The following is a 21,262-nucleotide window of genomic DNA, read 5'->3' as shown; positions in this document are numbered from 1 at the left end:
GCAGAGTAGAGCCTGATGTACGAATTTTCCGCCCTGTCCGCGTGAAGCCGTTCGGGCGCCCGCCGTCTCCACGCCGCTGACCGGGAAGGAGTCCGTGCCCGCGGCCGAGGGCGGCCGCGGACACCCCTTCGAGGAGGCCGGCGGCGGAGGGTCAGACCCCGACGAGGCGCCGGCGGGTGCCGTCCCAGGTGAAGTGCAGCGTCGCGATCCCCGGGACCGCGGGATCGCGCAGACACTCGTAGACGTGCAGGCTCGGCACACTCGGGAAGCATCCCCACAGACGTTCCGAGGTCAACACGAAGTCGAGGTCGAGCTGGACGAGCAGCCCGAGCAGACGCCCGTGCGTGGGCTCGTCGACCTTGGCGAAGGCGTCGTCGAGAAGGATCAGCCGGGGGGCGTGCGGCGCGAGCGCCCCGAACCGGGCCGCGGCCGCCGCGAAGAGCACCAGATAGGCGATGACGCGCTGCTCGCCCTGGCTGAGCGCGGTGCGGTGGGTGAGCCGGCGCTCCCGCCCCGGGTGGGCGGCGTCGGTCACATAGACCGTGAAGGCGAACCAGGAGCGGTAGTCCAGCGCGGCGCGAAGTTGCGCCCCGTTGGCCGCGGTCGGGTCGAGGCGGCGGATGGCCTCGATGCAGCGGCGCAGCGCGTCACGCAGTCGGGTGGTCTCGACCCTGGTGCGTTTCTCCGCCGGGCGTTGCAGCAGCGGCACGACCGCGCTGACGTCCTCGTCGGCGTCGGGGGCGAGCGCCCATTCCAGGCGCACCCCCAGCCCCTGCGACGTGGTGACGTCGCCGAGCACCTCGTTCATCGTCGCGATGAGCTCGCGGGCCTCGGAGATCTGGCGGGAGAGGTGGGCGGCGAGCTCACCGAGGAGGTGGCGTTCGAACGCCTCCTCCTCGCGCAGCGCCGCCGTCTCCTCGGCCTCGGCGATGGCCGTGTCGAGCCGGGCCGCGTAGGCGGTGATGTCGTGGGCTCCCTCGTCATCGTGGACGGTGAGCCGTTTGACGCCGGCCGGCTCGGTCAGCTCGGTGCGCGCCGCGGCGGCGCCTCCGCCGGCCAGCAGGCGGTGGAGTTCCTCGCGGCTGCGCAGAATGCCGCTGTTGTCGACGTCGTGGGCCGGGTCGGGGTCGAGCCGTTCCTCCAGGACCGTGACGAGCGTGTCGAGCGCGCGCACCCGCGCGTCGACGTCCTCCTCCCCCTCCTCTCCGGCGCGCGCGGCGGCTTCGGCCGCGCTGAGGGCGTCCAGCGCGGCGCGCAGGCCGGAGTCGTCGTCGGCGTCGTCGAGGCCCGCCGCGACGAGCAGCTCGGAGTCGACGTGGCCGTCGGCCGTGCAGAGCATCGCCCGCAACCGGTCGCCCGCGGCCAGGACGCGTTCGGCCTGCTCGACCCGCTCGCGCAGGGCCGTGGCGTGGCGTGTCTCGGCCGCGACACGTTCGTCCCTGGCCTCGCGCGCGGCCCGTTCGAGTTCGGGCAGCCGCTGGGCCGCCTGGTCCATGCGGGCCCGCACCTCGGCGACGGCGCTGCCGATCTGCTCGGGGGAGGCGGAGCGTGCGCGGTCGGTGAGCTCGGTCTCGCGACGCACCGTGATCATGTCGCCGATGGCCGCGGTGCGCACGTCCTCGGCCACCACCCGATCGGCGCGGGCGCGTTCCCACTCGGCGACGTGGCGGTGGTAGTCCTCCAGGCGTCCGGCGATGTCGCCGAGGTCGCGGTAGGCCGCCGCGACGTGGACCCGCAGCCGCGCCAACGCCGACAGGATCGCCACGAGCTCCTCGCGCCCCTCGGGCAGGACGTGCTCGCGCGCGTGCGCGGCGACCTCGGCGCGCAGCTCCAGCACGGTGGCGCGGGCCGTGTCGGCGGCGCGGCGGGCCGCCGCGGCGTCGCGGTTGGCGGTCACCAGCCAGGCGCGGGCGTTGTCGAGGGCGGCCCAGGCCGCGGCCAGCCCCGCGCCCGAGGGGACGGAGCGGGCCACCCGCACCAATGCCTCGTGCCGTTCCTCGACGGCTCCCCTGCGCTCTCCCGCCTCGGCCAGCAACGCCTCGGCGATCGCGATACGCCGGTCGATGTTGGCCAGGAGGCGGTCGTGGGCGTCGGCCCGCGCGGCCTCGCCGATGTACTCGGCGCGGTCCTTGTGGTGCGCCCCGCCCGCGACGCCGAGCCGCCAGCGCCCGTCGGTCCCCACCATCCCGCCGGAGGCGTCGTGGTCACCGGTCGGGGCCGCCCCGCTCTCGTCGGCCTCGGCCAGCCTGACCGCCCGCAGCAGCGCGGCGACGGTCGCGGTGGTCACGCCGGACCCGGGCACCTCGACCGGGGTGAGCGCGTCGAGGAGCGTGCGTCCGGCGGTCGGCGCCGTGGGGCGCAGGACGAGGTCACGGGTCGCGGGGTCGACGACCGTGCCGTCGGCGGCGATCCAACCGGACAGGATCCCGCTGGTCTCAAGCGCGGCCTCCAGTCCCGCGCGTTCGGCGGCGGAGAGGTGGTCGGCGAAGTCCACCGCGAGGTGGAAGGCGACGCCCCGGGCGTCCCCGCGCTCGGCGGTGGCCCAGGCCGGCGGCGGGGCCAGATGCCCGTTTTCGAGGGCCTTGCGGCGCTCGGAGAGTTCGTCCAGCTCGGTCACGAGCTCGCGCTCCTCGCCGACGGCGGTGTCGCGCCGGGCCCGCAGCTCGGAGACGAGGGGGGCGACGATCTCGTGGGCGTGCCGGATGACCTCCGCCGGCACCTCGATGTCCAGCACCCGCAGCTCCTCGTCGAGGGGGAGCTCGACCCGCTGTTCCAGGTCGGCGAGGGGCCCGGAGAGGTCGCCGCCGGCGTCGGCCACGGCGTCGCGCAACGCGGCGCTCCACTCGCGCACCGCCGCCGCGTGCGCGGCGCTGGCCGCCCGCACGGCCTCGATGGCGGCGCGCTCGCGTTCAAGAGCCCGCTCCAGGTGCCCGTCGCTCCACTCGGCCTCGTCGGCGAGCGCGCTCGCCCGGCGTTCGGCCTCGGCCAACTCGACCGTGCGGTCGTACAGGGCGGTCGCGGCGGCCGTCCGACGGGCGGCCCAGTCGTCGACCGCGGTGAGGCGGTCGTGCAGTTCGGCCAGGCGTCCGCGCAGACGCGCGATGTCGATCCCCTGGACCGGTTCGCGCTCGACGGCCTGTTCCAGACCTTCGAGGTCGACATGGGTCGTGCTCTCGCGCGGGGCCAGGGTGACGGCCATGACCTGCGGGATCTCCCCCAACGCGCCGGGAGGCGCCCCCGCGGCCCGGGCGAGGGCCGTCGCCTCGGCGTGCGGGGCGCGCATCGCGGTGATCCGACGCTCGATGCCGGCGATGCCGGAGGCGAGCTGTGCCGCGGCGTTGCGCTCGTTGGTGAGGGCGTGGCCCGCGGCGGCCCAGGCGGACTCGGCGGCCCGGATATAGGCGACGACCGCCGCGTAGCGGGCCTGGCGCTCCCCTTCCTCGGGGGGAGGCGAGCCGGGCTCGCTCGAACCGAGCGTGGCGGCGTCGGCGGCGGCGGTGTCGCGCGTGCGACGCGCGCGGTCGCGCTCCTCCTGCACTTCGGCCTCGGCCGCCACCAGATCGGTCAGTTCCGTGGCGAGCCGGGCGACCTCGGCGTCCCGACGGGCGTGGTCGTCGATCTGGGCCCGCACGGCGGCGGCCTGGGCCCGCAGCGCGCCGTGCAGGTAGCGGCGGTAGTCGTCCAGGAACCCGGTGACGCCCTCCTTCGCCGAGCGCAGCACCGCCAGGCGGGCGCGGGCGGAGTCGAGGTCGGAGATGTTGCGGGCGACCTCGTCGAGTACCCGCTCGTCCATGGGCGGGAGCGCCTCGGCGAGGACCGAGACGAGTTCCCCCGCCTCCAGACGCTCGCCCACGGTGGGCCGGCGCAGGCGGTACAGCAGGTGGACGAGGTTGCGGTAGCGGGTGGGGTCGTCGATGCCGAAGAGCTCGTCCATGACCCGGGCCCGGTAGGCCGTTGCGGCGTCGTAGCAGTTCTCGGGCCCGACCTCGGCGCGCAGACGTTCGATGGGCAGGGGGCGTCCCTCGACGACGAGATCGAGGTCGGTGCCGACGGACCGGTCGGTGACGAAGAAGACGCACCTGGCGTCGGCGTCGTCGGGGGAGGCCGCGACGGCCGCGCCGAGCGTGCGGCGGCGCGGCCGTTCCTCGTCGTCCTGTCCGGCGAACTCGACCCACAGGTAACCGAGGGCGGTCGTGTGCGCGCCCTCGTCCCGCCCATCGTCCTCACCGGAGGCGGTCTGTCCGCCCAGCATGAGCCAGCGCAGACTGGTCCGGCTGGTCCCCGTGGTGTCGAGGCGGCGGGCGTCGCCGTCGAGCAGGAACGGCAGCAGCATCTCCAGCGCCTTGGACTTCCCCGCGCCATTGCGGCCGCGCAACAGCAGCCGTCCCTCGGCGAACTCGAAGACGTGGTCGTCGTACTGCCAGACGTTGTGGATGCCGGCCCGGTTGAGTCGATAGCGATGGGGGTCGGCGGTCCGCGCAGGTGTCGTCTCGGGGTGACCCGCGTCGCTCATCGACCGCCCTCCGCTCTGTACCGACCAGCCGCGCCGCCGCGCCGGGATCGCCATGCGCGGGCGGCACTGCCATTGTCCCGGATCCCCGGTGCGCGCCGGGCGCGCACCGGCACGTCCCGTCCCATCCGCCGTGGTGACGTCCGCGCCCGGGGCCCGACGCGGCCCACGTGTGATCGGCCTCTCACCGGTCGGCCTCCCCGGTCCCGGACTCGCGGGGCGAGGAGGCGTAACGGGCGGCTGCGGGGAGCAGCCTCCACCCGTCGAGCTGGGAGGGACCCGGGTCGGGGCGGTCCACCAGCCGCGCGTCACCCAACAGCGCCAGGACCCGCGCGGCCACGTCCCCGGGATCGGGCGGGCAGCCCACGGCGGCGCGGGGCCAGTAGCGCGCGGCGTCCTCCTCGTCGAGGAGGTCGGCGAGCTGGGCGCTGAGCAGGTCGGCGGGGATCTCGACGGGTCCGCGCGAGCCGGGCTCGGGGCGCAGGAGCGCCGCGAGCCGGCCGATCAGCAGCAGCGCGGCCCGGCCGACCGGGCCCGGCCCCGGGAACACGGCGGACCGTCCCGCCCAGCCGCCGTCCTGCGTCCCGTCCCGGGGCAGCACCAGCGCGATCCCCTCGGCCCGGATCTCGGCGTCGCAGCCGAGGAGCTCACCGAGCTCGGCCACCGCCCGCCACTGGTGGTGGGCCAGCCAGACACGCTGCGGGGCGGGAAGGTCGTCGCGGTAGAGCACCGCGGTCTCGGCGAGCCGGCGGCGGATCGTGAGTTCGGCGTTGTGCGGGTCGCCGGCCGCGTCGTCGCGCGCCGCCTCGGCCAGGAACACGTCCGGTTCCTCGACCGCGTGCGGGGGATGGGCGACGACCCTGCGCGCGATGTCGGCGCGGACCTCCAACCGGACCTCGTGTTCACCGTCCGCCGCGTAGCCGGCGAGCGAACCGTCCCGTTCGCCGACCACCCCCCGACGGGACAGGACCCGCAACGCCGCGGTGAACGCCCTCCGTTCGGCGGCGCGGTCCGCGGGGTCCAGGTCCAGGCCCGCCTCCACCGCCGCCTCCCGCACCCACGCCGCCAGTTCGGCCAGTCGCACCACGGGCGGCGCGTCGACGAGCGCGGCGAGCGCGAGCGCGAGGTAGGCGTAGGAGCGGGGGGTGAACTCCGCACCGCTGTCGCGGACCAGCGGGGTCACCACCGCGTCGTGGATTCCGCTCTTGACCAGTCGGGCGTGGTCGGCGGCCACGACCAGGCGGTAGCCGAGAACCCGCTGGAAACGCTGGACCAGCCACTCCGAGTGGGCGCTGACCAGCGTGAAGTCCTCGGGATGACGGTGAGCGGTCACCAGGGGGTCGGCGAGGAGCCGCCGGGCCGCCGTCTGCCGCTCCACGATGAGTGCGATGTCGTCCTTGGCCGCCACGGCCGCCGCCACCTTCCCTCGATCCCTCTTCCCCCGGACACCGGGCCGTCTCCGCTCGCCCGCCCCCGCCTCGCGGGTCTCGCCCGCGGTGACGTCACGCGGGGTGCGCCAGTTCCGAGGAGGACTCCGTTGGGGAGTCCGGTTCCACGGATGGGTCCGTACCGCCGGCGTAGCGGGTCGCGTGCAGGCTCAGGTCACGGAGCACGAGTTCGCCCCCCGCCTCGCGCAGCGTCAGCGTCGCTCCCGGGGCGGGGATGACGCGCAGCCTGATGTCGAGTTCGAGGTCGGCGGCGGTCCCGGCCCCCGACGCGGCGTCGTCCGTGCCGAGCGCCGCGGTGAGCAGGCCCATGAGCACCTCCAGGGCGGCCCCGCTCAACTGCGGGCGGTCGCCGTCCCGGGTGGGCTCGGCCAGGAGGTCGCGCACCTCCTGCGCCGCGGAGCGGCGCCAATGGGCCGCGGCCTCGGCCGCGTCGCGCAACCGCGTCTGCTGTTCGGTGTGGTCGTGGACCGGTCCGGGCGCGGAACGCCGGGCGGACCTGACCGCGACGCCGGCGGAGGGCGGGGCGTCCCACCACCCCGTGGTGGCCGCCACCGTGTCCTCCCCCTGCCCTTCCAGATGCCGGGCGGGGTACAGCGCGAACGCCGCGGTGAAGAGCCGATGGGCCGCCTCGGGGTCGGCGCCCTCGAACCATCTGGCCAGTCGCAGCAGCGCGGCACGCCCGTGCCGCGGCGCGGAGCGGCCGTCGTCGAGCGCCCCCTCCCCTGGCCGGGGTGGGAGCGCAGCCGGGTCGGGGTCCGTCGGACCGGTCTGCGTCATCTGAGCCGCGTCATCACCCACAATTCAGCAGCCTAGGGACTCCTCACGGCACCCGTGTCCCGATTCGGGCCCGGGGACCCGGCGGAACCTCTCCCCGAAGGCCGCTGAACTGCGGTTTCCGCGTCGATGGCGGTTCGCGATCCGAATCCGGATCAGGAGGCGGACGGCAGCATGAGAGCGCTGTCGTCGGCCTCCTCCATCTTCTCCCGCATCTCCTCGGGCAGCTCCTCGGACTCGACGGTGTACCCCGTGTAGTAGAGGGTGCCGTCGACCTCCTCGGGCTCCACGAGGGTGATCGTCGCCGCGTAGGGGTCGTCCTGGCACTCGGGCAGGCACCAGGTGCCGAGGATCTCCCCCTCGGCGGTCGCGGAGGCGCCGTCCCACGACGTCCACTCCAGGTTCTGGAACGTGGTGTGCTCCGAGGCGGTCAGCGTCGCGGGCTCGCGATCCGCCCGCCCTTCCTCGGCCTGGTAGGTATTGTAGACGAAGACCTCGCCGGCGCCCTGTCCTGCGTCGTCCTCGGGGGTGCGCGCCGTACCGGAACGGCCGTGTCCCTGGTGCGGCGCGGGTTCCTCCGCAGCCTCGGGCACGGCCTCGTCGCGCTCCTGTTCCGCGGCCTCCTGTCCACCACAGCCACCGAGCAGCACCAGCGAGCACAGCGCCCCAATGGCGGTCACTTGGGTTCTCCTCATGACTTCCTCCCGTTCGTCCGTTCCGCCGCCACTTTTCCGTTCACTGTGAGTAACCCTAGGTTCGCGGTTTCCGTCTCCCTGGGAGCGACGCGCCTACTCAGCCTTCCCCCAGGCGCGCGGCCCATGTGGGAGCACACGGAAAAGGGGTTCCCCGCCCTCCCTTCGCGGGAGAACGGGGAACCCCGATAGGCACGAGGCCGAACCGGCGGGTGAGGGAGCGGGGCCCCGTCCCCTCACCCGGGCACCGGCGGTCAGTAACCGCTGGGCTTGTCGGTCTCCTTCTCGGAACCGGCCTGCTCCTCGGTCTCGGAGCCGCCCTTGGGCTTCTCCGGGGTGGACTCGCTCTTCTCGGACTCAGACTCGGTCACGGTCTGCTGCGGCCCGTTGACACACTGGTCGATGGGCTGGTTGGACAGCAGGTTGACCGGAACGCCGACGACGTTGATCGAGCTGTTGCACTGCTGGAGCGTGATCACCTGGACGTTCTGGTTGAACGTGTGCCCGTCGGCCGCCGCGGGCGCGGCGGCGAATCCGAGCGCGGCACCGGCAAGCAGGCCGGCGACGACGAACTTACGCAGCATGGTGCGCGTCCCTTCCGTCGTACGTACTAGTCGTTGACGGTCTGCTGCGGACCGTTGACGCACTGGCCGATGGGCTGGTTGGACAGCAGGTTGACCGGAACGCCGATGACGTTGATCGAGCTGTTGCACTGCTGGAGCGCGACAACCTGGCCGTTGTTGTTGCTCTCGTCCGCGTGGGCGGGGGCGGCGACGAAACCGAAGGCGGCACCCGCGAGCAGGCCGGCAACAGCGATCTTGCGAAGCATGGAAGGTACTCCTTGCACCAGAAGAGAAAAGGGAAAGAAAAAGAATTCAGGGACTATTAGTCGTTCACGGTCTGCTGCGGACCGTTGACGCACTGGCCGATCTCCTGGTTGGACAGGGCGTTGATCGGGATGCCGATGACGTTGATCGAGCTGTTGCACTGCTGGACCGCGGCCACCTGGGCGTTGTCGTTGTCGTCTTCGGCGTGGGCGGGGGCGGCCATCAGAACCGAACCGAGAGCCGCACCGGCGATCAGACCGACAACCGAGAACTTCTTGAACACAATTACCCCTGAAGAGTCGATTCGAGGTTGGGTGACAGGGCGTTGATCAGCGCCCCTCAATCGCGGCGGACATCGGTAATCATTGAGCACCGGCCGGATTTTGTCAAAGCCCAAAAGCGAGAAATCATTATGTCCGGTTCGCTCATTTGGTCGCCATTGTTCAAAGAAATTGACAATGGCGCGAAATGGAAGTGGTTGATTTTTCCGACTTTCCGGCGCCTTCTCCGGACAGGAGGCTGGAACCGTCGCGGGCGGTGAGGAGCGCGGACCCCTCCCCCTCTCGGGCCGTGAAACCCCGTGCCACCGGCCGGGAGAGGCCCGTCCGACCCACAACGGAGCGGCCGGACCGCCCCTGGCGCGAGAGCGCACGGACCCCAGGGAGGAAAGCCGCGAAGCGGTCTTTGGGCATGGCGAAACGCCGCGGCGCCGGGTTAGGGACATGCCTTAACCCCGGCTCCGCGGGACGGCACACGGTATCCGGGAACACGGAAACGAGGACATCGGCGGCCGGCAGAGGGCACGGCACACCGGACGACCGGGACGACGGAGGACGGACACGGGCCGGCCCAGGCCGGCATCATGCACAAGGGATCGGTCCGCCCGCAGGACAGGGCGGCACGGGACCACACCTCACTCGCGGGCAGAAGGCCCCACGTCGTCCTCCGGCGCTTTACCGGAGTCCGGGGGATTTCCCGCGGTGACACACCGATGGTAACCGAGAGTGACGGCACGAGGGAGGGGTTTTCCGAGAAACCGGATGCCCCCGCTCCCGCACGGGAACAGAAAACGAGGCCCCGATCGGATCGATCGGGGCCTCGCTCGAAGTGGCAGGTGCAGGGTTCGAACCTGCGTAGGCTGAGCCGACGGTTTTACAGACCGTTCCCTTTGGCCACTCGGGCAACCTGCCGGGTCCGTCGCGACGCGGTGTCGGCGACGTGAAAGAGGATAGCGGAGATCGGGCCCGGACACGAAATCGGCGCCCGACGTGCCCGATCCGGCGCCCCGAGTGTGAGAACGGGCGGGATGGCGCCCCCCGGCTAAGCTCTGTCTCTGCCGTGTCCGGACGGCCGCCGACAGCGGCCCGGGGCAACGGCACCAGTCGTCGGCCGCGCGCAGAGGCGGGGCCCAGCAACCATCTCGGGGGTGCGAGCACACGTGGCGTCCGAATCCAGTTTCGACATCGTCTCCAAGCTTGATCGGCAAGAGGTCGACAACGCCCTGACACAGACGAGCAAGGAACTGTCCCAGCGCTTCGACTTCAAGGGGACCGGCGCGTCCATCGCGTGGTCGGGCGACAACGGCGTGGAGATCAGGGCGAACTCCGAACAGCGGGTGACCGCGGCCCTGGACGTCTTCAAGGAGAAGCTGGTCAAGCGCAAGGTCTCCCTGAAGGTCTTGGACGCCGAGGGCGAACCGAAGCCGTCCGGCAAGGAGTACCGCCTGATGGTCGGCCTCAAGGAGGGCATCTCCACCGAGGACGCGAAGAAGATCTCCAAGATCATCCGCGACGAGGGCCCCAAGGGGGTCAAGCCGCAGGTCCAGGGAGACGAGTTGCGCGTCACCTCGAAGAAGAAGGACGACCTCCAAAGCGTCATCGCGATGCTCAAGGAGAAGGACCTCGACCTCGCGTTGCAGTTCGTGAACTTCCGCTGACAGGCTCGCACGACGGCGGGAGGGCGGGTCCCGGCTCGGGGATCCGCCCTCCCGCCGTTTCGGCGCGCGGCTCCTCCCGGCACGCCGCGGGGCTACAGGAGCGGGAAGTCCCGCATGTCCCGCAACCTGCGGATGCGCTCGGTGGTCGGGGGGTGCACCGCGAACAGGCGCAACACCCCCCGCTCGGGGAACGGGTGGGCGATCATCAGATGCCCGGCGGCCAGCAGCCGGCCCTCGGCCGGGAGCGGATGGATGCGCGTGCCGATCTCGATCTTGCGCAGCGCCGCCGCCAGGCCGTCGGGATCGCCCGTGAGACGCGCCGCCTCCTCGTCGGCGCGGTACTCGCGTCCACGGCTCACACCGGCCCGGATCACCATCGCGGCGGCCGGCCCGACCACGAGGAACAGCAGGCCGCCGAGCAGGCTCGGCACGTCCTCGTCCTCGGAGTCGCCCAAGGGGAGCAGCAGCGCCAGCGCGGTCAGCGAGGTGATGATCGTCCCCAGCGTCGCGGCGACCGAGCACACCAGGGTGTCCCGGGCCCGGATGTGGGCGAGTTCGTGGGCCAGCACACCGCGCAGCTCCCGCTCGTCCAACAGGCGCAGCAGACCCGTCGTACAGCAGATGGCGCCGCGGCGGGGTCCCCGGCCGGTGGCGAACGCGTTGGGCGAGGCCGTGGGCGACAGATAGAGGCGCGGCATGGGCTGACGGGCCCGGGTGGCGAGCTCGCGCACGATCCGGTACAGCTCGGGCTGCTCGATCTCACCGACCGGGCGGGCCCGCATGGCCCGCAGCGCCATCGTGTCGCCGAAGAGGAAGACCAGCCCGTTGAGGGCGATCGCGAGGGTCACGCCGAGTTGCAGGCCCGGCTCGCCCCAGACGCCCCAGCCGATCAGGATGACCAGCGCGGAGAGCCCGACGAGGAGACCCGCTGTGCGGAGCGTGTTGTGGCGCACGACGACTCACGGCCTCCCTGTGTCCTTCGGCCCTTGTTGGCCCCGTCCACTGTTACGAACGTCCGATCCCATGTCCGGCGTTCCCCACCCTGCGCGGCGAAGCTCACGCGCTCCTCCGGCGGGCAGCCCCGCCACAGGCCGCGATGTGACTTCCGACACCCGGCCCGAACCCCGCCCGAGCCGACGACCTATAGTGCGAGAGTGGTCATCATCACCCTGGAGGCCCTGCCCGGCGCCCTACTCGTCAGCAGGAGACACGTGGACCTCTCGCGTGTCGCCAGCGCGCTGTGTAGCCGCTGACGCCTCCCATGAGCACCGCGCACGGGCGGGCACCGGAAGGCCGCCGCCCCGGCCCGCCGCAACGCGCCGCCCGCGCCTACCGTCCCATGACCAACGCCCGCCGCACGCGGACCCATCGTGCTCCGGCCCCGGTCCGTCCCCGCTGCGGCGGCCCCAAGACCCGTCCGAGCCGCCGCCCGCGCCGGCGGCTTCCCGAGGAGGTCGGCGATCCCAGTGACCAAGCAGGTCCGACAGATCGATCGTGTCATCATCCGCTTCGCCGGTGACTCCGGTGACGGCATGCAGCTGACCGGCGATCGCTTCACCCAGGAAACCGCGTCGTTCGGCAACGACCTGTCCACCCTGCCGAACTTCCCCGCAGAGATCCGCGCACCCGCCGGAACCCTACCGGGGGTCTCCAGCTTCCAACTCCACTTCGCCGACCACGACATCATGACCCCGGGCGACGCCCCCGACGTACTGGTCGCGATGAACCCCGCCGCGCTCAAGGCCAACGTGGAGGACCTGCCACGCGGTGCCCTGGTGATCGTCAACACCGACGAGTTCACCAAGCGCAACCTCGCCAAGGTCGGCTACGCCTCCAACCCCCTTGAGGACGGCTCGCTCGCGGGACACAAGGTCAGCGCCATACCGCTGACCTCGATGACGGTGAAGGCCCTGGAGGACTTCGCCGTCTCCAAGAAGGACGCCGAACGCGCCAAGAACATGTTCGCGCTCGGCCTGCTGTCGTGGATGTACAACCGTCCCACCGAGGGGACGCTCGGCTTCCTCAAGACGAAGTTCGCCCACCGGCCCGAGATCATGGCCGCCAACCTCGCGGCCTTCCAGGCCGGGTGGAACTTCGGCGAGACCACCGAGGACTTCGCCGTCTCCTACGAGGTGAAGCCCGCGGCGCTGCCCCCCGGCACCTACCGCAACATCACCGGCAACCTCGCCATCGCCTACGGGTTGATCGCCGGCTCGGAGCTGTCGGGGCTGCCCCTGTTCCTCGGCTCCTACCCCATCACCCCGGCCTCCGACATCCTGCACGAACTGTCCAAGCACAAGCGCTTCGGCGTGCGCACCTTCCAGGCCGAGGACGAGATCTCCGGGGTCGGCGCGGCGCTGGGCGCGGCGTTCGGCGGCGCGCTGGGGGTGACCACCACCTCGGGCCCGGGCATGGTCCTCAAGGCCGAGACGATCGGCCTGGCGGTCATGACGGAGCTCCCGCTGGTCGTGATCGACGTCCAGCGCGGCGGCCCCTCGACCGGGTTGCCCACCAAGACCGAACAGGCCGACCTGTTGATGGCGCTGTACGGCCGCAACGGCGAGTCCCCGGTTCCCGTGCTCGCACCGCGCTCGCCCGGCGACTGCTTCGACATCGCGATCGAGGCGGTCCGCATCGCGACGACCTACCGCACCCCGGTCATCGTGCTGTCCGACGGCTACCTCGCCAACGGCTCGGAACCCTGGCGGATCCCCGAGGTGGACTCCCTTCCCGAGATCCGGGTGGACTTCGCCTCGGGTCCCAACAGCGAGGACGGCACCTTCCAGCCCTACCTGCGCGATCCCGAGACCCTGGCGCGCCCATGGGCCGTACCCGGGACCCCCGGCCTGGAGCACCGCGTCGGCGGCATCGAGAAGAGCGACCGCACGGGTGACATCTCCTACGCCCCGGCCAACCACGACCTGATGGTGCGGACCCGCCAGGCGAAGATCGACGGCATCGCACGCGACATCGCCCCCCTGGAAGTGGACGACCCCGACGGCGACGCCGACGTGCTCGTGCTGGGCTGGGGCGGCACCTACGGCTCGATCGGCGCGGCCGTGCGCCGTGTCCGCCGGGCCGGGGGCCGGGTCGCCCAGGCGCACCTGCGCCACCTCAACCCGTTCCCGGCCAACCTGGGCGAGGTCCTGCGCGGCTACGACCGGGTCCTCGTCCCCGAGATCAACCTCGGCCAGCTCGCGCTGCTGCTGCGTGGCAGGTTCCTGGTCGATGTCATCGGCTACACCAAGGTCCGCGGCCTGCCGTTCAAGGCCGAAGAGCTGGCCGGCGTGATTCAGGAGGTCATCGACCGTGTCGAATAACCCCCCGGTTTCCCCCACCGCCCCGAACGGGCGGCCGTTGCGCGGGCTGAAGCTGGTGCCGCGCAGCGACACCGCCTACAAGATGAAGGACTTCAAGTCCGACCAGGAGGTCCGCTGGTGCCCGGGCTGCGGCGACTACGCGATCCTCGCCGCCTTCCAGGGGTTCCTGCCCGAACTGGGCGTCCCCCGGGAGAACATCGTCATCGTCTCGGGGATCGGCTGCTCGTCCCGTTTCCCCTACTACCTGAGCACCTACGGGATGCACTCGATCCACGGCCGCGCGCCGGCGATCGCGACGGGGTTGGCGGCGAGCCGCCCCGACCTGTCGGTGTGGGTGATCACCGGTGACGGCGACGGGCTGTCGATCGGCGGCAACCACCTCATCCACGCGCTGCGCCGCAACGTCAACATCAACGTGCTGCTGTTCAACAACCGCATCTACGGGTTGACGAAGGGCCAGTACTCCCCCACCTCCGAGACCGGCAAGATCACCAAGTCCTCGCCCATGGGGTCGCCCGACTCGCCGTTCAACCCGTTGTCGCTCGCCCTCGGCGCGGAGGCCGGCTTCGTCGCGCGCACGATCGACTCCGACCGCAAGCACCTCACCGGGGTGCTGCGCGCCGCGGCCGACCACGAGGGCGCGTCGTTCGTCGAGATCTACCAGAACTGCCCGATCTTCAACGACGACGCCTTCGAGCCGCTGAAGGACCCGGCCGAACGCGACAACCGGCTGCTGCGGCTGGAGCACGGCGAACCGCTCCGTATCGGTCCCGACCGCGGTGTCGTGCTCGGCGACTACGGCGAGCTGGTCGTCGCCGATATCGCGGAGGTCGGCGAGGAGCGCCTGGTCCGCCATGACGCCCACCGCGCGGACCCCGGGTACGCCTTCGCGCTGTCCCGGCTGGACCAGCCGGCCTTCGCGCACGTGCCGATCGGCGTGTTCCGCGACGTCGAGCGGCCCAGCTACGACCGGTTGATGGCCGACCAGATCAGCGAGGCCCAGACCACGCAGGGACGGGGGGACCTGGCCTCGTTGCTGGCCGGGGGCGACACCTGGACGGTCGGCTGAGCTCCTCGCCGTCCCCTCCGGCGCGCGCCCGGTCCCGCCCCGGCGCGCGCCCGGTCCCGCCCCGGCGCGCGCCGGGGCCGTCCCTGGCCCCGTGACACCCCCACCGGCTAGGTTCGGGGTGAGGCGGGTCACAGCGCGCGGTGGCCCACGGTGGACGGGGAGGGCGCATGGGTGTCGGCGGAGCGGCGACGACGGCGAGCACGGTGGACGGGGTCGTGCGGAGAACGGCCACGAGGCTGCCGCGCCGCGTCGGGTTGCGTTTCCAGGACCGCGAGTGGACCTACGCCGAACTGGACGCCGGCGTGGACCGGGTGGCCGCCTGGCTGCTGGGGCTCGGCCTGTCCCGGGGCGACCGGGTGGCCACCTACGGGCACAACTCCGACGCCTACCTGCTGGCCTTCCTCGGCTGTGCCCGGGCCGGGCTGGTGCACGTGCCGGTCAATCAGGGCCTGACCGGCGACGAACTCGCCTACCTGCTCACCCAGTCCGGCAGCAGCGTGGTCCTGACCGATCCGAACCTCGCCGGCGAACTCGAGGAGATCCGCGCGCGGGTCCCCGTCCGCGACGTCCTCGCGCTGCGGGGCGCGCCGGAGTCGGTGCTGGAGGTCGCCCGCGACCCCGCCCTGCCGCGCACGGTGGACGTCGAGGTCGACGACACCGACCTCGTGCAGCTGCTGTACACCTCGGGGACCACCGCGCGCCCCAAGGGGGCGATGATGTCCCATCGCGCGTTGGTCCACGAGTACGCCTCAGCCGTCCAGGCGCTCGACATCGATCCGGACGACCGGCTGTTGCACGCCCTCCCGCTCTACCACTCCGCCCAGATGCACGTGTTCCTGCTGCCGGGGCTGGCCGTCGGCGCGGTCAACGAACTGGTCGAGGTGCCCGAGCCCGAGGACCTGCTGCGTCGGATCGAGGAGGACGGGATCACCTCCTTCTTCGCCGCTCCGACGGTGTGGGTCGCCCTGGCCAACGCCTCCGGTTTCGCCCACCGTGACCTGTCGGGGTTGCGCAAGGCCTACTACGGCGCGGCGATCATGCCGGTGCCGGTGCTGAGCCGGATTCGGGAGCGGTGGCCGGACATCGGCTTCTACAACTGCTTCGGGCAGAGCGAGATCGGTCCGCTGGCGACCGTCCTGCGGCCCGAGGAGCACGTGGAGGGGCGCCTGGAGTCGTGCGGCCGCCCGGTGCTGTTCGTCGAGGCGCGGATCGTGGACGAGGAGGGCCGCGACGTCCCCGAGGGGGAACCCGGCGAGATCGTGTACCGGTCGCCGCAGTTGTGCGACGGCTACTGGGACAAGCCCGAGGAGACGGCCGCGGCGTTTCGCGACGGCTGGTTCCGTTCCGGGGACATGGCCCGGCGCGACTCGGAGGGGTACTTCACGATCGTGGACCGGATCAAGGACGTCATCAACACCGGTGGGGTGCTCGTGGCCTCCCGGGAGGTCGAGGACGTCTTGTACCGGCATCCCGCGGTGAACGAGGTGGCGGTGATCGCGCTTCCCGACGACACCTGGGGCGAGGCGGTCACGGCGGTCGTGGTGGCGGGGCGGGCCGTGAGTGAGGAGGAGCTCATCGGGTTCGCGCGTGAGCGGCTCGCGGGTTTCAAAACGCCCAAGCGCGTCTATCTCGTCTCTGACCTGCCGCGCAACGCCAGCGGAAAGCTGCTCAAGCGGGTCCTGCGCGAGAGGTTCACCGCCACCTCCTAAAGCCCCTCTGTCCGGTCCAGGGTCCCCCTCGGTGGTCGCCGAGGGGGACCTTCGTTACTCCGGGATATGTCCTGGCCGACTTTTTTCGGCCGACTGAAAATAAAACAGCTGGTGACCTTATATCCCCTACAGGGCAAGTGTTCGCTTTAACCTTCTCTTAGGTTTTTCGAACGGTAACCTGCTGCGACTATGACCGCCTACGCCTCCCCCCATCCCCCGGAGACCCGGCCCCGTAGCGCACGGCGGGCCCAGCGCAGGTCCGAGCCGGCCCCCGCGGGCATCCTCCCCTCCCGCCGCCCGATGCTGGCCGCGGTCGCGGCGGCCGCCCTGGCCCCCTTCCTGACGCTGCTGGTGCTCGTCTCCACCCAGTGGGAGCCCCTGCTCTCGCTCGACCGCTCCCTCGCCACGGCGCTGTACGAACGCGTCCACCCCGATCCCCAGTTCGCGCACGCGCTGGAGATCTGGACCGAGATGTTCGGCACCTGGGCCATGCGCATCGTGTCGCTGCTGACCGCCCTGTGGCTGTTCGTCCGACGCGAGTTCAGCACCGCGGTGTGGGCCGGTACAGCGGTCTTCCTGGCCAACCTGTTCGGGTTGATCACCAAGCTCGGCGTGGACCGCGCCCGGCCGGAGTTCGCCGACCCCATCACCGTCGGGGTGGGCCCGTCCTTTCCGTCCGGTCACTCCCTGATGGCCGCCACGGGCATGGGCATCCTGCTGTTCGCCGCGCTGCCGCTGCTGCGCGGCGTCTGGCGGCACGTCGCCTGGACCATCGCGATCGGCATCGCGCTGAGCACCGCGCTGAGCCGGCCCATGCTCGGCGTCCACTGGTTCAGCGACATCTTCGCCGGTGTGAGCCTCGGCGTGTTCACCCTCGCCGCCACCATGCTGCTGTGGACCTTCCTCCCACCGGTGGCGCGCAGGTGGGACCGTTCATCCCGATCCCCGCGTTGAGGCAATAGCCTGCTGGCATGCGTATCGTCATCGCCGGAGGACACGGGAAGATCGCACTGCGCCTGGAGCGGCTGCTCGCCGCGCGCGGTGACACCCCCGTGGGCCTCATCCGCAACCCCGACCACGCCACCGACCTCCGCGAGGCCGGTGCCGAGCCCGTGGTGATCGACCTGGAGAAGGCCACCGTCACCGAACTGACCGAGAAGGTGATGGGGGCCGACGCGGTGGTCTTCGCGGCCGGCGCCGGACCGGGCAGCGGCGCCGCGCGCAAGGACACCGTCGACCGGGCCGCCGCCCGGCTGCTCGCCGACGCCGCCTCCCTGGCGGGGGTGCGCCGCTACCTCATGGTCTCGGCCATCGGCGTGGACGACGGCCCGGCCCCGGGCACCGACGAGGTGTGGGCCGCCTATGTCGAGGCCAAGCGCGCCGCAGACGCCGACCTGCGCGAGCGCAGCCTCGAACTGGACTGGACGATCCTGCGCCCGGGTCGCCTCACCGACGACCCGGGAACCGGACGGGTCCGGCTCGCGCCCAAGGTGGAGCGCGGGGACGTCACCCGGGACGATGTCGCGGCGGTGCTGGTGGCCCTCCTGGACGAGCCGGCCTCGATCGGCCGGACGCTGGAGCTGGTCGGCGGGGACACCCCCGTCGCCGAGGCCGTCGCGGCGGCCACGGCCTGAGCCGTCCTCGCCTTCCCGGTGGTCCACTGGGACCACAGAGGGCATCATGGAGGGCGACGGCCCGGCGGGTTCCTCCCCGGCGAGCGCCGGGGAGCGTAGCGCTCCACGGGTACGAGCCGCCGCACAGGGCAGATGGGTACGGTTACAGATGAGCGTCACGCAGGTCGTGAGAGACAGCACCGTCGTCGAGCACGCCAAGGTCGCCGCGCAGCAGAAGCGCAGAATGTTCGTCGTGCAACTGCGCGTCAACACCTATGACGACGCGGCCAGCAGTGTCCGGCCGGGTCTGACCCGCATCCTCGAAGGCATCGAGGAGGCCGGCTGGCGGTTGGAGCAGACCTCCTACAGCCAGGGGGAGAACGGCGAGCCCGCCCAGTTGTTCATCTTCCGGCCCGAGCCGCCCGAGCCCGAGCAGCCCAAGGAACCCGAAGCGGCCCAGGAGCAGCACTCGGGACAGCAGCAGGCCTACCAGCAGCCGACCGGGGCCCACCAGCAGGACCACTACGGCTACCAGTACCCGGCCGGCCAGTACGGCCAGCCGGGTTATGGCCAGCAGTACCCCGGATACGGCCAGCAAGGCTACGGCCAGCAGTACCCGGGTTACGGACAGCAGTATCCCCCGGGATACGGCCAGCAGCAGTGGTGACATCGCCCAACGCCGCTGGTCCCCGCCCCCGGGCGGGGACCAGCGGCGTCTCCGGGCCGGAAAATCCCTGGCCGCGGCGGAGGATCGCGCGTTAGGCTCCGCGAGGCCACCACAGCACCCGCAGCCTCGGAGGAGACGATCACCCCCACCGGTCCCGCCCCCGTCACCATCCGCCCCGCCGTCCTCGACGACGGCCCGGCACTGGCCCTTCTCGACCACCGAACCTGGTCGTGGACGGTCTCGCCGGTATCGCGCTGGCCCGCCGACGCGGAGTTCTTCACCGACCCCGGCGAGACGCGCGACGTCACGGTCGCCGAGGCGGACGGCCAGGTCGTCGGGTACGTGCGCGTCCGCCCGGCGATGCGCCTCGACTCGGCCGCGCACGTCCAGGAGGTCGCGGGTCTGGCCGTGGCGCCCGAGGCCCAGGGGCGGGGAGTCGGCCGCAGGCTCCTCGACGCGGCCCGGAGCGTCGCGGTCGAACGGGGCGCCCGCCGCCTCACCCTGCGCGTCCTGTCCACCAACGTCCGGGCCCGGGCGTTGTACGCGGCCGCCGGCTACCAGGTCGAGGGCGTCCTCAAAGAGCACTTCCTCCTCGACGGCCGCTACGTCGACGACGTCCTGATGGCCCTGGACCTGACCTGACCCCTAACCGGCGGCGGCCTCGGACGGCCCGCCACCGGCCCGTAGGAAGCGGCGCAGCAGCGCACCGAGCTCGGCGGGGCGTTCCACGTAGACCATGTGGCCGCAGTCCAGCACGGTCTCCTCCAGGTGCCCGCCCGAGCGCGCGCGGCAGTCGGCGAGAAACCCCGGCCGGACCAGGTCGGCGCGGCCCGCGACCACCAGGAGCGTGCGCAGCCCCGCCGGCGGTGTGACGTGCGGACGGACCATCTCCGCCCGCGCTGCCGCGACCGCCTCGGGGGCGAACCGCCAGCGCCAACGCCCGTCGTCCCCCTGGACGAGATGGTCGTCGACCTCGTCGTCGACGGCACCGGGCGTGGCATCGGGCCAGCTCGCCGCGCGGACCGCGCGCGCCTCGTCGGGATCGGCGAAGGAGGGCGCCGGTCCGGTCTCCCGCGTCGCCGTGGCCGCGGGCAGGCCGATGGCGGGGTCCAGCAGGACGAGAGCGCGGAGGCGGTCCGGCACGGCGTTGGCCACGTGCAGCGCCACCGCCGCGCCGAAGGAGTGGCCCACCAGGTCGACCGGTCCCGCGGGGAGCCCGTCCAGCAGCGCCGTGACGTCGGCGGCGTGCCGCTCCAGCGTCCACGGCCGCCGCCAGGTCGACCGGCCGTGACCGCGCAGGTCGGGCGCGTACACCCGGGCCTCGGGCAGCTGTTCGGCGGCGAAGCGCCGCCACCGGCCGCCATGGCCCTGGATCCCGTGCAGCATCACGGTGGGCGCGCCCGTCGGGGGCCCGAAGACGTGCACGTGGAGGGGGCTCTCGCTCATGCGGGAAGCATAGTCGGCCCGCTCTCGGGCGCCCCGCGCCGCCCGGGGTCGTGGCCGGCACCGCCGGGCCGCCCGTGCCGGGACCGTCGTGGCCGTGCGGGACGGCGCGCCCCGAGGCCCCGCGCTCCGTCCCTTCGCGTCCCCCGCGAAACCGCACAGGGCGCCCTTTCCCCGAGGCGGGACCCCGCCACCGCCCATGTCGCGGGGCGGCCGGCCCCCTCCGCCGCCCTCCCCACGACCGGCACGGAGGGGGAACGAATTCAGGGGAAGGTGACGAGGAGCTTGCCCGCGGCGGAAGGGGCCTCGGCGATCAGCCGGCGGATCTCCCGGAGGGGGCGGGCGCCCGACACGGCCGTGCGCAGTGATCCCGCGGCGATACCCCGGTAGGAACGGTCGAGCAGGGCCTGGATCTGCTCCCGGGAGGACGCGTGCACGATGTCGCGCAGCCGGAAGAGGTGGATCCGCCGCCCCGGGTGTTCCCGGAGGCTTCCCGCCGGAATCGGCCGGCCCGACAGCAGACCGTAGTGGACGAGTGCCCCCCCCGGCCGGATCGCTCCCAGCAGCGTCGCCGCGTGCTCGCCGCCCACGCAGTCGAACGCGACGTCGACACCGGCCCCTCCGCTCAGCCGCCTGACCTCCTCCCCCCAGCCGGGAACGGCGGTGGACACCACCGCCGACCAGTCGGCGGGGGAGGGGACCCGGCGCCCGGTGGCCCCGCTGGTCAACCCGATGACCTCGATTCCCCGGGCGTCCAAGAGGGCGCGCAGCTGCCCTCCGATCGCCGACGTGGCCCCGTTCACCGCCGCGACGCGGACCCCGGCGTGCGCGTGCTCGTCGACCATGAGCAGGGCCGAGAGCGGGTTGACGTAGGCGAAGCAGGCGTCCTCCGTGGTGACGTCGTCCGGCACCGCGAAGCACCAGCGCGCGGGGGCCACCTTGTACTCCTGCCAGTTCCCCGCCGTCCCCAGGGGCAGCACGCGCCGGCCCAGAAGCTCCCGGGGGGCGTCCTCCCCCACCTCGACCACCTCTCCCACCCCCTCGAACCCCGGCACGAAGGGGTAGCGGGTACGCGAGGCGTAGGCGCCCGAGATCGTGACGAGGTCGGAGGGGTTGACGGTCGACGCCAGCATGCGCAGGCGCACCGAGCCCCCTTCGTCCAACGCGCCGGGTTCGACCTCCACCACGTCGACGACGGACGGTGGGGGTCCGGGTTCACGCGCCAACGCTGCCAGCATCCTCGATCCCCTCGTT

19 protein-coding genes and 1 tRNA gene are annotated in these 21,262 nt (G+C 72.4%); 9 read left to right on the top strand and 11 right to left on the bottom strand.

From position 1 onward, the window contains the following. Positions 1-151 precede the first annotated feature (151 nt). From ACYVHU_RS16660 to ACYVHU_RS16625, 8 genes are all read right to left on the bottom strand, one after another. On the bottom strand, positions 152-4,513 hold the full coding sequence (locus tag ACYVHU_RS16660; RefSeq protein WP_498948959.1) for a TIGR02680 family protein: 4,362 nt from the start codon (positions 4,511-4,513) through the stop codon (positions 152-154). A 181-nt stretch (positions 4,514-4,694) separates the two neighbouring features. Next, positions 4,695-5,918: a TIGR02678 family protein gene (locus ACYVHU_RS16655; protein WP_078763316.1), complete on the bottom strand. Its 1,224-nt coding sequence runs from the start codon at positions 5,916-5,918 to the stop codon at positions 4,695-4,697. A 94-nt stretch (positions 5,919-6,012) separates the two neighbouring features. After that, complete coding sequence (locus tag ACYVHU_RS16650; RefSeq protein ID WP_078763232.1) at positions 6,013-6,735, bottom strand: DUF2397 family protein; 723 nt, start codon at positions 6,733-6,735, stop codon at positions 6,013-6,015. A gap of 152 nt (positions 6,736-6,887) precedes the next feature. Next, positions 6,888-7,412, bottom strand: a complete 525-nt coding sequence (locus tag ACYVHU_RS16645; RefSeq protein ID WP_078763231.1) for a hypothetical protein — start codon at positions 7,410-7,412, stop codon at positions 6,888-6,890. Between the two features lie 266 nt (positions 7,413-7,678). Continuing rightward, positions 7,679-8,008: a hypothetical protein gene (locus ACYVHU_RS16640; RefSeq protein ID WP_235001108.1), complete on the bottom strand. Its 330-nt coding sequence runs from the start codon at positions 8,006-8,008 to the stop codon at positions 7,679-7,681. 26 nt (positions 8,009-8,034) lie between these two features. Next, on the bottom strand, positions 8,035-8,253 hold the full coding sequence (locus tag ACYVHU_RS16635) for a hypothetical protein (RefSeq protein WP_078763230.1): 219 nt from the start codon (positions 8,251-8,253) through the stop codon (positions 8,035-8,037). A 56-nt stretch (positions 8,254-8,309) separates the two neighbouring features. Then, a complete protein-coding gene (locus tag ACYVHU_RS16630) occupies positions 8,310-8,534 on the bottom strand; it encodes a hypothetical protein (protein ID WP_078763229.1) in 225 nt (74 codons plus the stop codon). 825 nt (positions 8,535-9,359) lie between these two features. Continuing rightward, a tRNA-Tyr gene (locus ACYVHU_RS16625) sits at positions 9,360-9,441 on the bottom strand. 248 nt (positions 9,442-9,689) lie between these two features. On the opposite strand from ACYVHU_RS16625, the gene ACYVHU_RS16620 reads away from it, so the two are divergent. Next, a complete protein-coding gene (locus ACYVHU_RS16620; protein ID WP_078763228.1) occupies positions 9,690-10,187 on the top strand; it encodes a YajQ family cyclic di-GMP-binding protein in 498 nt (165 codons plus the stop codon). A gap of 92 nt (positions 10,188-10,279) precedes the next feature. Here the strand turns inward: ACYVHU_RS16620 and ACYVHU_RS16615 are convergent, their stop codons facing one another. Further along, positions 10,280-11,140 carry a M48 family metalloprotease gene (locus ACYVHU_RS16615; RefSeq protein WP_078763227.1) on the bottom strand — a complete coding sequence of 287 codons (861 nt, stop codon included), beginning with the start codon at positions 11,138-11,140 and terminating at the stop codon, positions 10,280-10,282. A 201-nt stretch (positions 11,141-11,341) separates the two neighbouring features. Here ACYVHU_RS16615 and ACYVHU_RS16610 point away from each other — a divergent pair, with 201 nt between their 5' ends. The 8 genes from ACYVHU_RS16610 to ACYVHU_RS16575 all read left to right on the top strand — a co-directional run bounded on the left by ACYVHU_RS16610 (position 11,342) and on the right by ACYVHU_RS16575 (position 19,207). Then, the gene (locus tag ACYVHU_RS16610; protein WP_327308997.1) at positions 11,342-11,440 is read left to right on the top strand and encodes a putative leader peptide; all 99 of its coding nucleotides are present in this window, start codon (positions 11,342-11,344) and stop codon (positions 11,438-11,440) included. Positions 11,441-11,653: 213 nt separating this feature from the next. Further along, entirely contained in the window at positions 11,654-13,507 is a 1,854-nt protein-coding gene (locus ACYVHU_RS16605) for a 2-oxoacid:acceptor oxidoreductase subunit alpha (RefSeq protein WP_078763226.1), read from the top strand. Positions 13,508-13,589: 82 nt separating this feature from the next. Continuing rightward, entirely contained in the window at positions 13,590-14,576 is a 987-nt protein-coding gene (locus ACYVHU_RS16600) for a 2-oxoacid:ferredoxin oxidoreductase subunit beta (protein ID WP_394330073.1), read from the top strand. Between the two features lie 167 nt (positions 14,577-14,743). Continuing rightward, complete coding sequence (locus tag ACYVHU_RS16595) at positions 14,744-16,285, top strand: fatty acyl-CoA synthetase (protein WP_432937117.1); 1,542 nt, start codon at positions 14,744-14,746, stop codon at positions 16,283-16,285. Positions 16,286-16,474: 189 nt separating this feature from the next. Further along, positions 16,475-17,239, top strand: a complete 765-nt coding sequence (locus ACYVHU_RS16590) for a phosphatase PAP2 family protein (protein WP_432937120.1) — start codon at positions 16,475-16,477, stop codon at positions 17,237-17,239. Positions 17,240-17,256: 17 nt separating this feature from the next. Then, positions 17,257-17,919: an SDR family oxidoreductase gene (locus tag ACYVHU_RS16585; RefSeq protein WP_078763222.1), complete on the top strand. Its 663-nt coding sequence runs from the start codon at positions 17,257-17,259 to the stop codon at positions 17,917-17,919. A 148-nt stretch (positions 17,920-18,067) separates the two neighbouring features. Next, positions 18,068-18,565: a hypothetical protein gene (locus ACYVHU_RS16580; protein WP_078763221.1), complete on the top strand. Its 498-nt coding sequence runs from the start codon at positions 18,068-18,070 to the stop codon at positions 18,563-18,565. 15 nt (positions 18,566-18,580) lie between these two features. Continuing rightward, the gene (locus ACYVHU_RS16575) at positions 18,581-19,207 is read left to right on the top strand and encodes a GNAT family N-acetyltransferase (RefSeq protein WP_498948991.1); all 627 of its coding nucleotides are present in this window, start codon (positions 18,581-18,583) and stop codon (positions 19,205-19,207) included. Between the two features lie 3 nt (positions 19,208-19,210). Here the strand turns inward: ACYVHU_RS16575 and ACYVHU_RS16570 are convergent, their stop codons facing one another. Both ACYVHU_RS16570 and ACYVHU_RS16565 read right to left on the bottom strand, forming a co-directional pair. Then, positions 19,211-20,011: an alpha/beta fold hydrolase gene (locus ACYVHU_RS16570; protein WP_078763219.1), complete on the bottom strand. Its 801-nt coding sequence runs from the start codon at positions 20,009-20,011 to the stop codon at positions 19,211-19,213. 260 nt (positions 20,012-20,271) lie between these two features. Continuing rightward, the gene (locus tag ACYVHU_RS16565) at positions 20,272-21,246 is read right to left on the bottom strand and encodes a zinc-dependent alcohol dehydrogenase family protein (protein ID WP_498948955.1); all 975 of its coding nucleotides are present in this window, start codon (positions 21,244-21,246) and stop codon (positions 20,272-20,274) included. Positions 21,247-21,262 lie beyond the last annotated feature (16 nt).

It is taken from the genome of Marinactinospora endophytica (assembly GCF_054780875.1).
This window is presented reverse-complemented; position numbering and strand designations above follow the sequence as displayed.

What these genes read in the sequence shown, in the direction of transcription:
- ACYVHU_RS16595 (WP_432937117.1), top strand. Translation starts at nt 14,744, where the DNA reads ATGGGTGTCGGCGGAGCGGCGACGACGGCGAGCACGGTGGACGGGGTC.
- ACYVHU_RS16650 (WP_078763232.1), bottom strand. Translation starts at nt 6,735, where the DNA reads ATGACGCAGACCGGTCCGACGGACCCCGACCCGGCTGCGCTCCCACCC.
- ACYVHU_RS16580 (WP_078763221.1), top strand. Translation starts at nt 18,068, where the DNA reads ATGAGCGTCACGCAGGTCGTGAGAGACAGCACCGTCGTCGAGCACGCC.
- ACYVHU_RS16585 (WP_078763222.1), top strand. Translation starts at nt 17,257, where the DNA reads ATGCGTATCGTCATCGCCGGAGGACACGGGAAGATCGCACTGCGCCTG.
- ACYVHU_RS16570 (WP_078763219.1), bottom strand. Translation starts at nt 20,011, where the DNA reads ATGAGCGAGAGCCCCCTCCACGTGCACGTCTTCGGGCCCCCGACGGGC.
- ACYVHU_RS16640 (WP_235001108.1), bottom strand. Translation starts at nt 8,008, where the DNA reads ATGCTGCGTAAGTTCGTCGTCGCCGGCCTGCTTGCCGGTGCCGCGCTC.
- ACYVHU_RS16660 (WP_498948959.1), bottom strand. Translation starts at nt 4,513, where the DNA reads ATGAGCGACGCGGGTCACCCCGAGACGACACCTGCGCGGACCGCCGAC.
- ACYVHU_RS16590 (WP_432937120.1), top strand. Translation starts at nt 16,475, where the DNA reads ATGACCGCCTACGCCTCCCCCCATCCCCCGGAGACCCGGCCCCGTAGC.
- ACYVHU_RS16635 (WP_078763230.1), bottom strand. Translation starts at nt 8,253, where the DNA reads ATGCTTCGCAAGATCGCTGTTGCCGGCCTGCTCGCGGGTGCCGCCTTC.
- ACYVHU_RS16600 (WP_394330073.1), top strand. Translation starts at nt 13,590, where the DNA reads ATGAAGGACTTCAAGTCCGACCAGGAGGTCCGCTGGTGCCCGGGCTGC.
- ACYVHU_RS16565 (WP_498948955.1), bottom strand. Translation starts at nt 21,246, where the DNA reads ATGCTGGCAGCGTTGGCGCGTGAACCCGGACCCCCACCGTCCGTCGTC.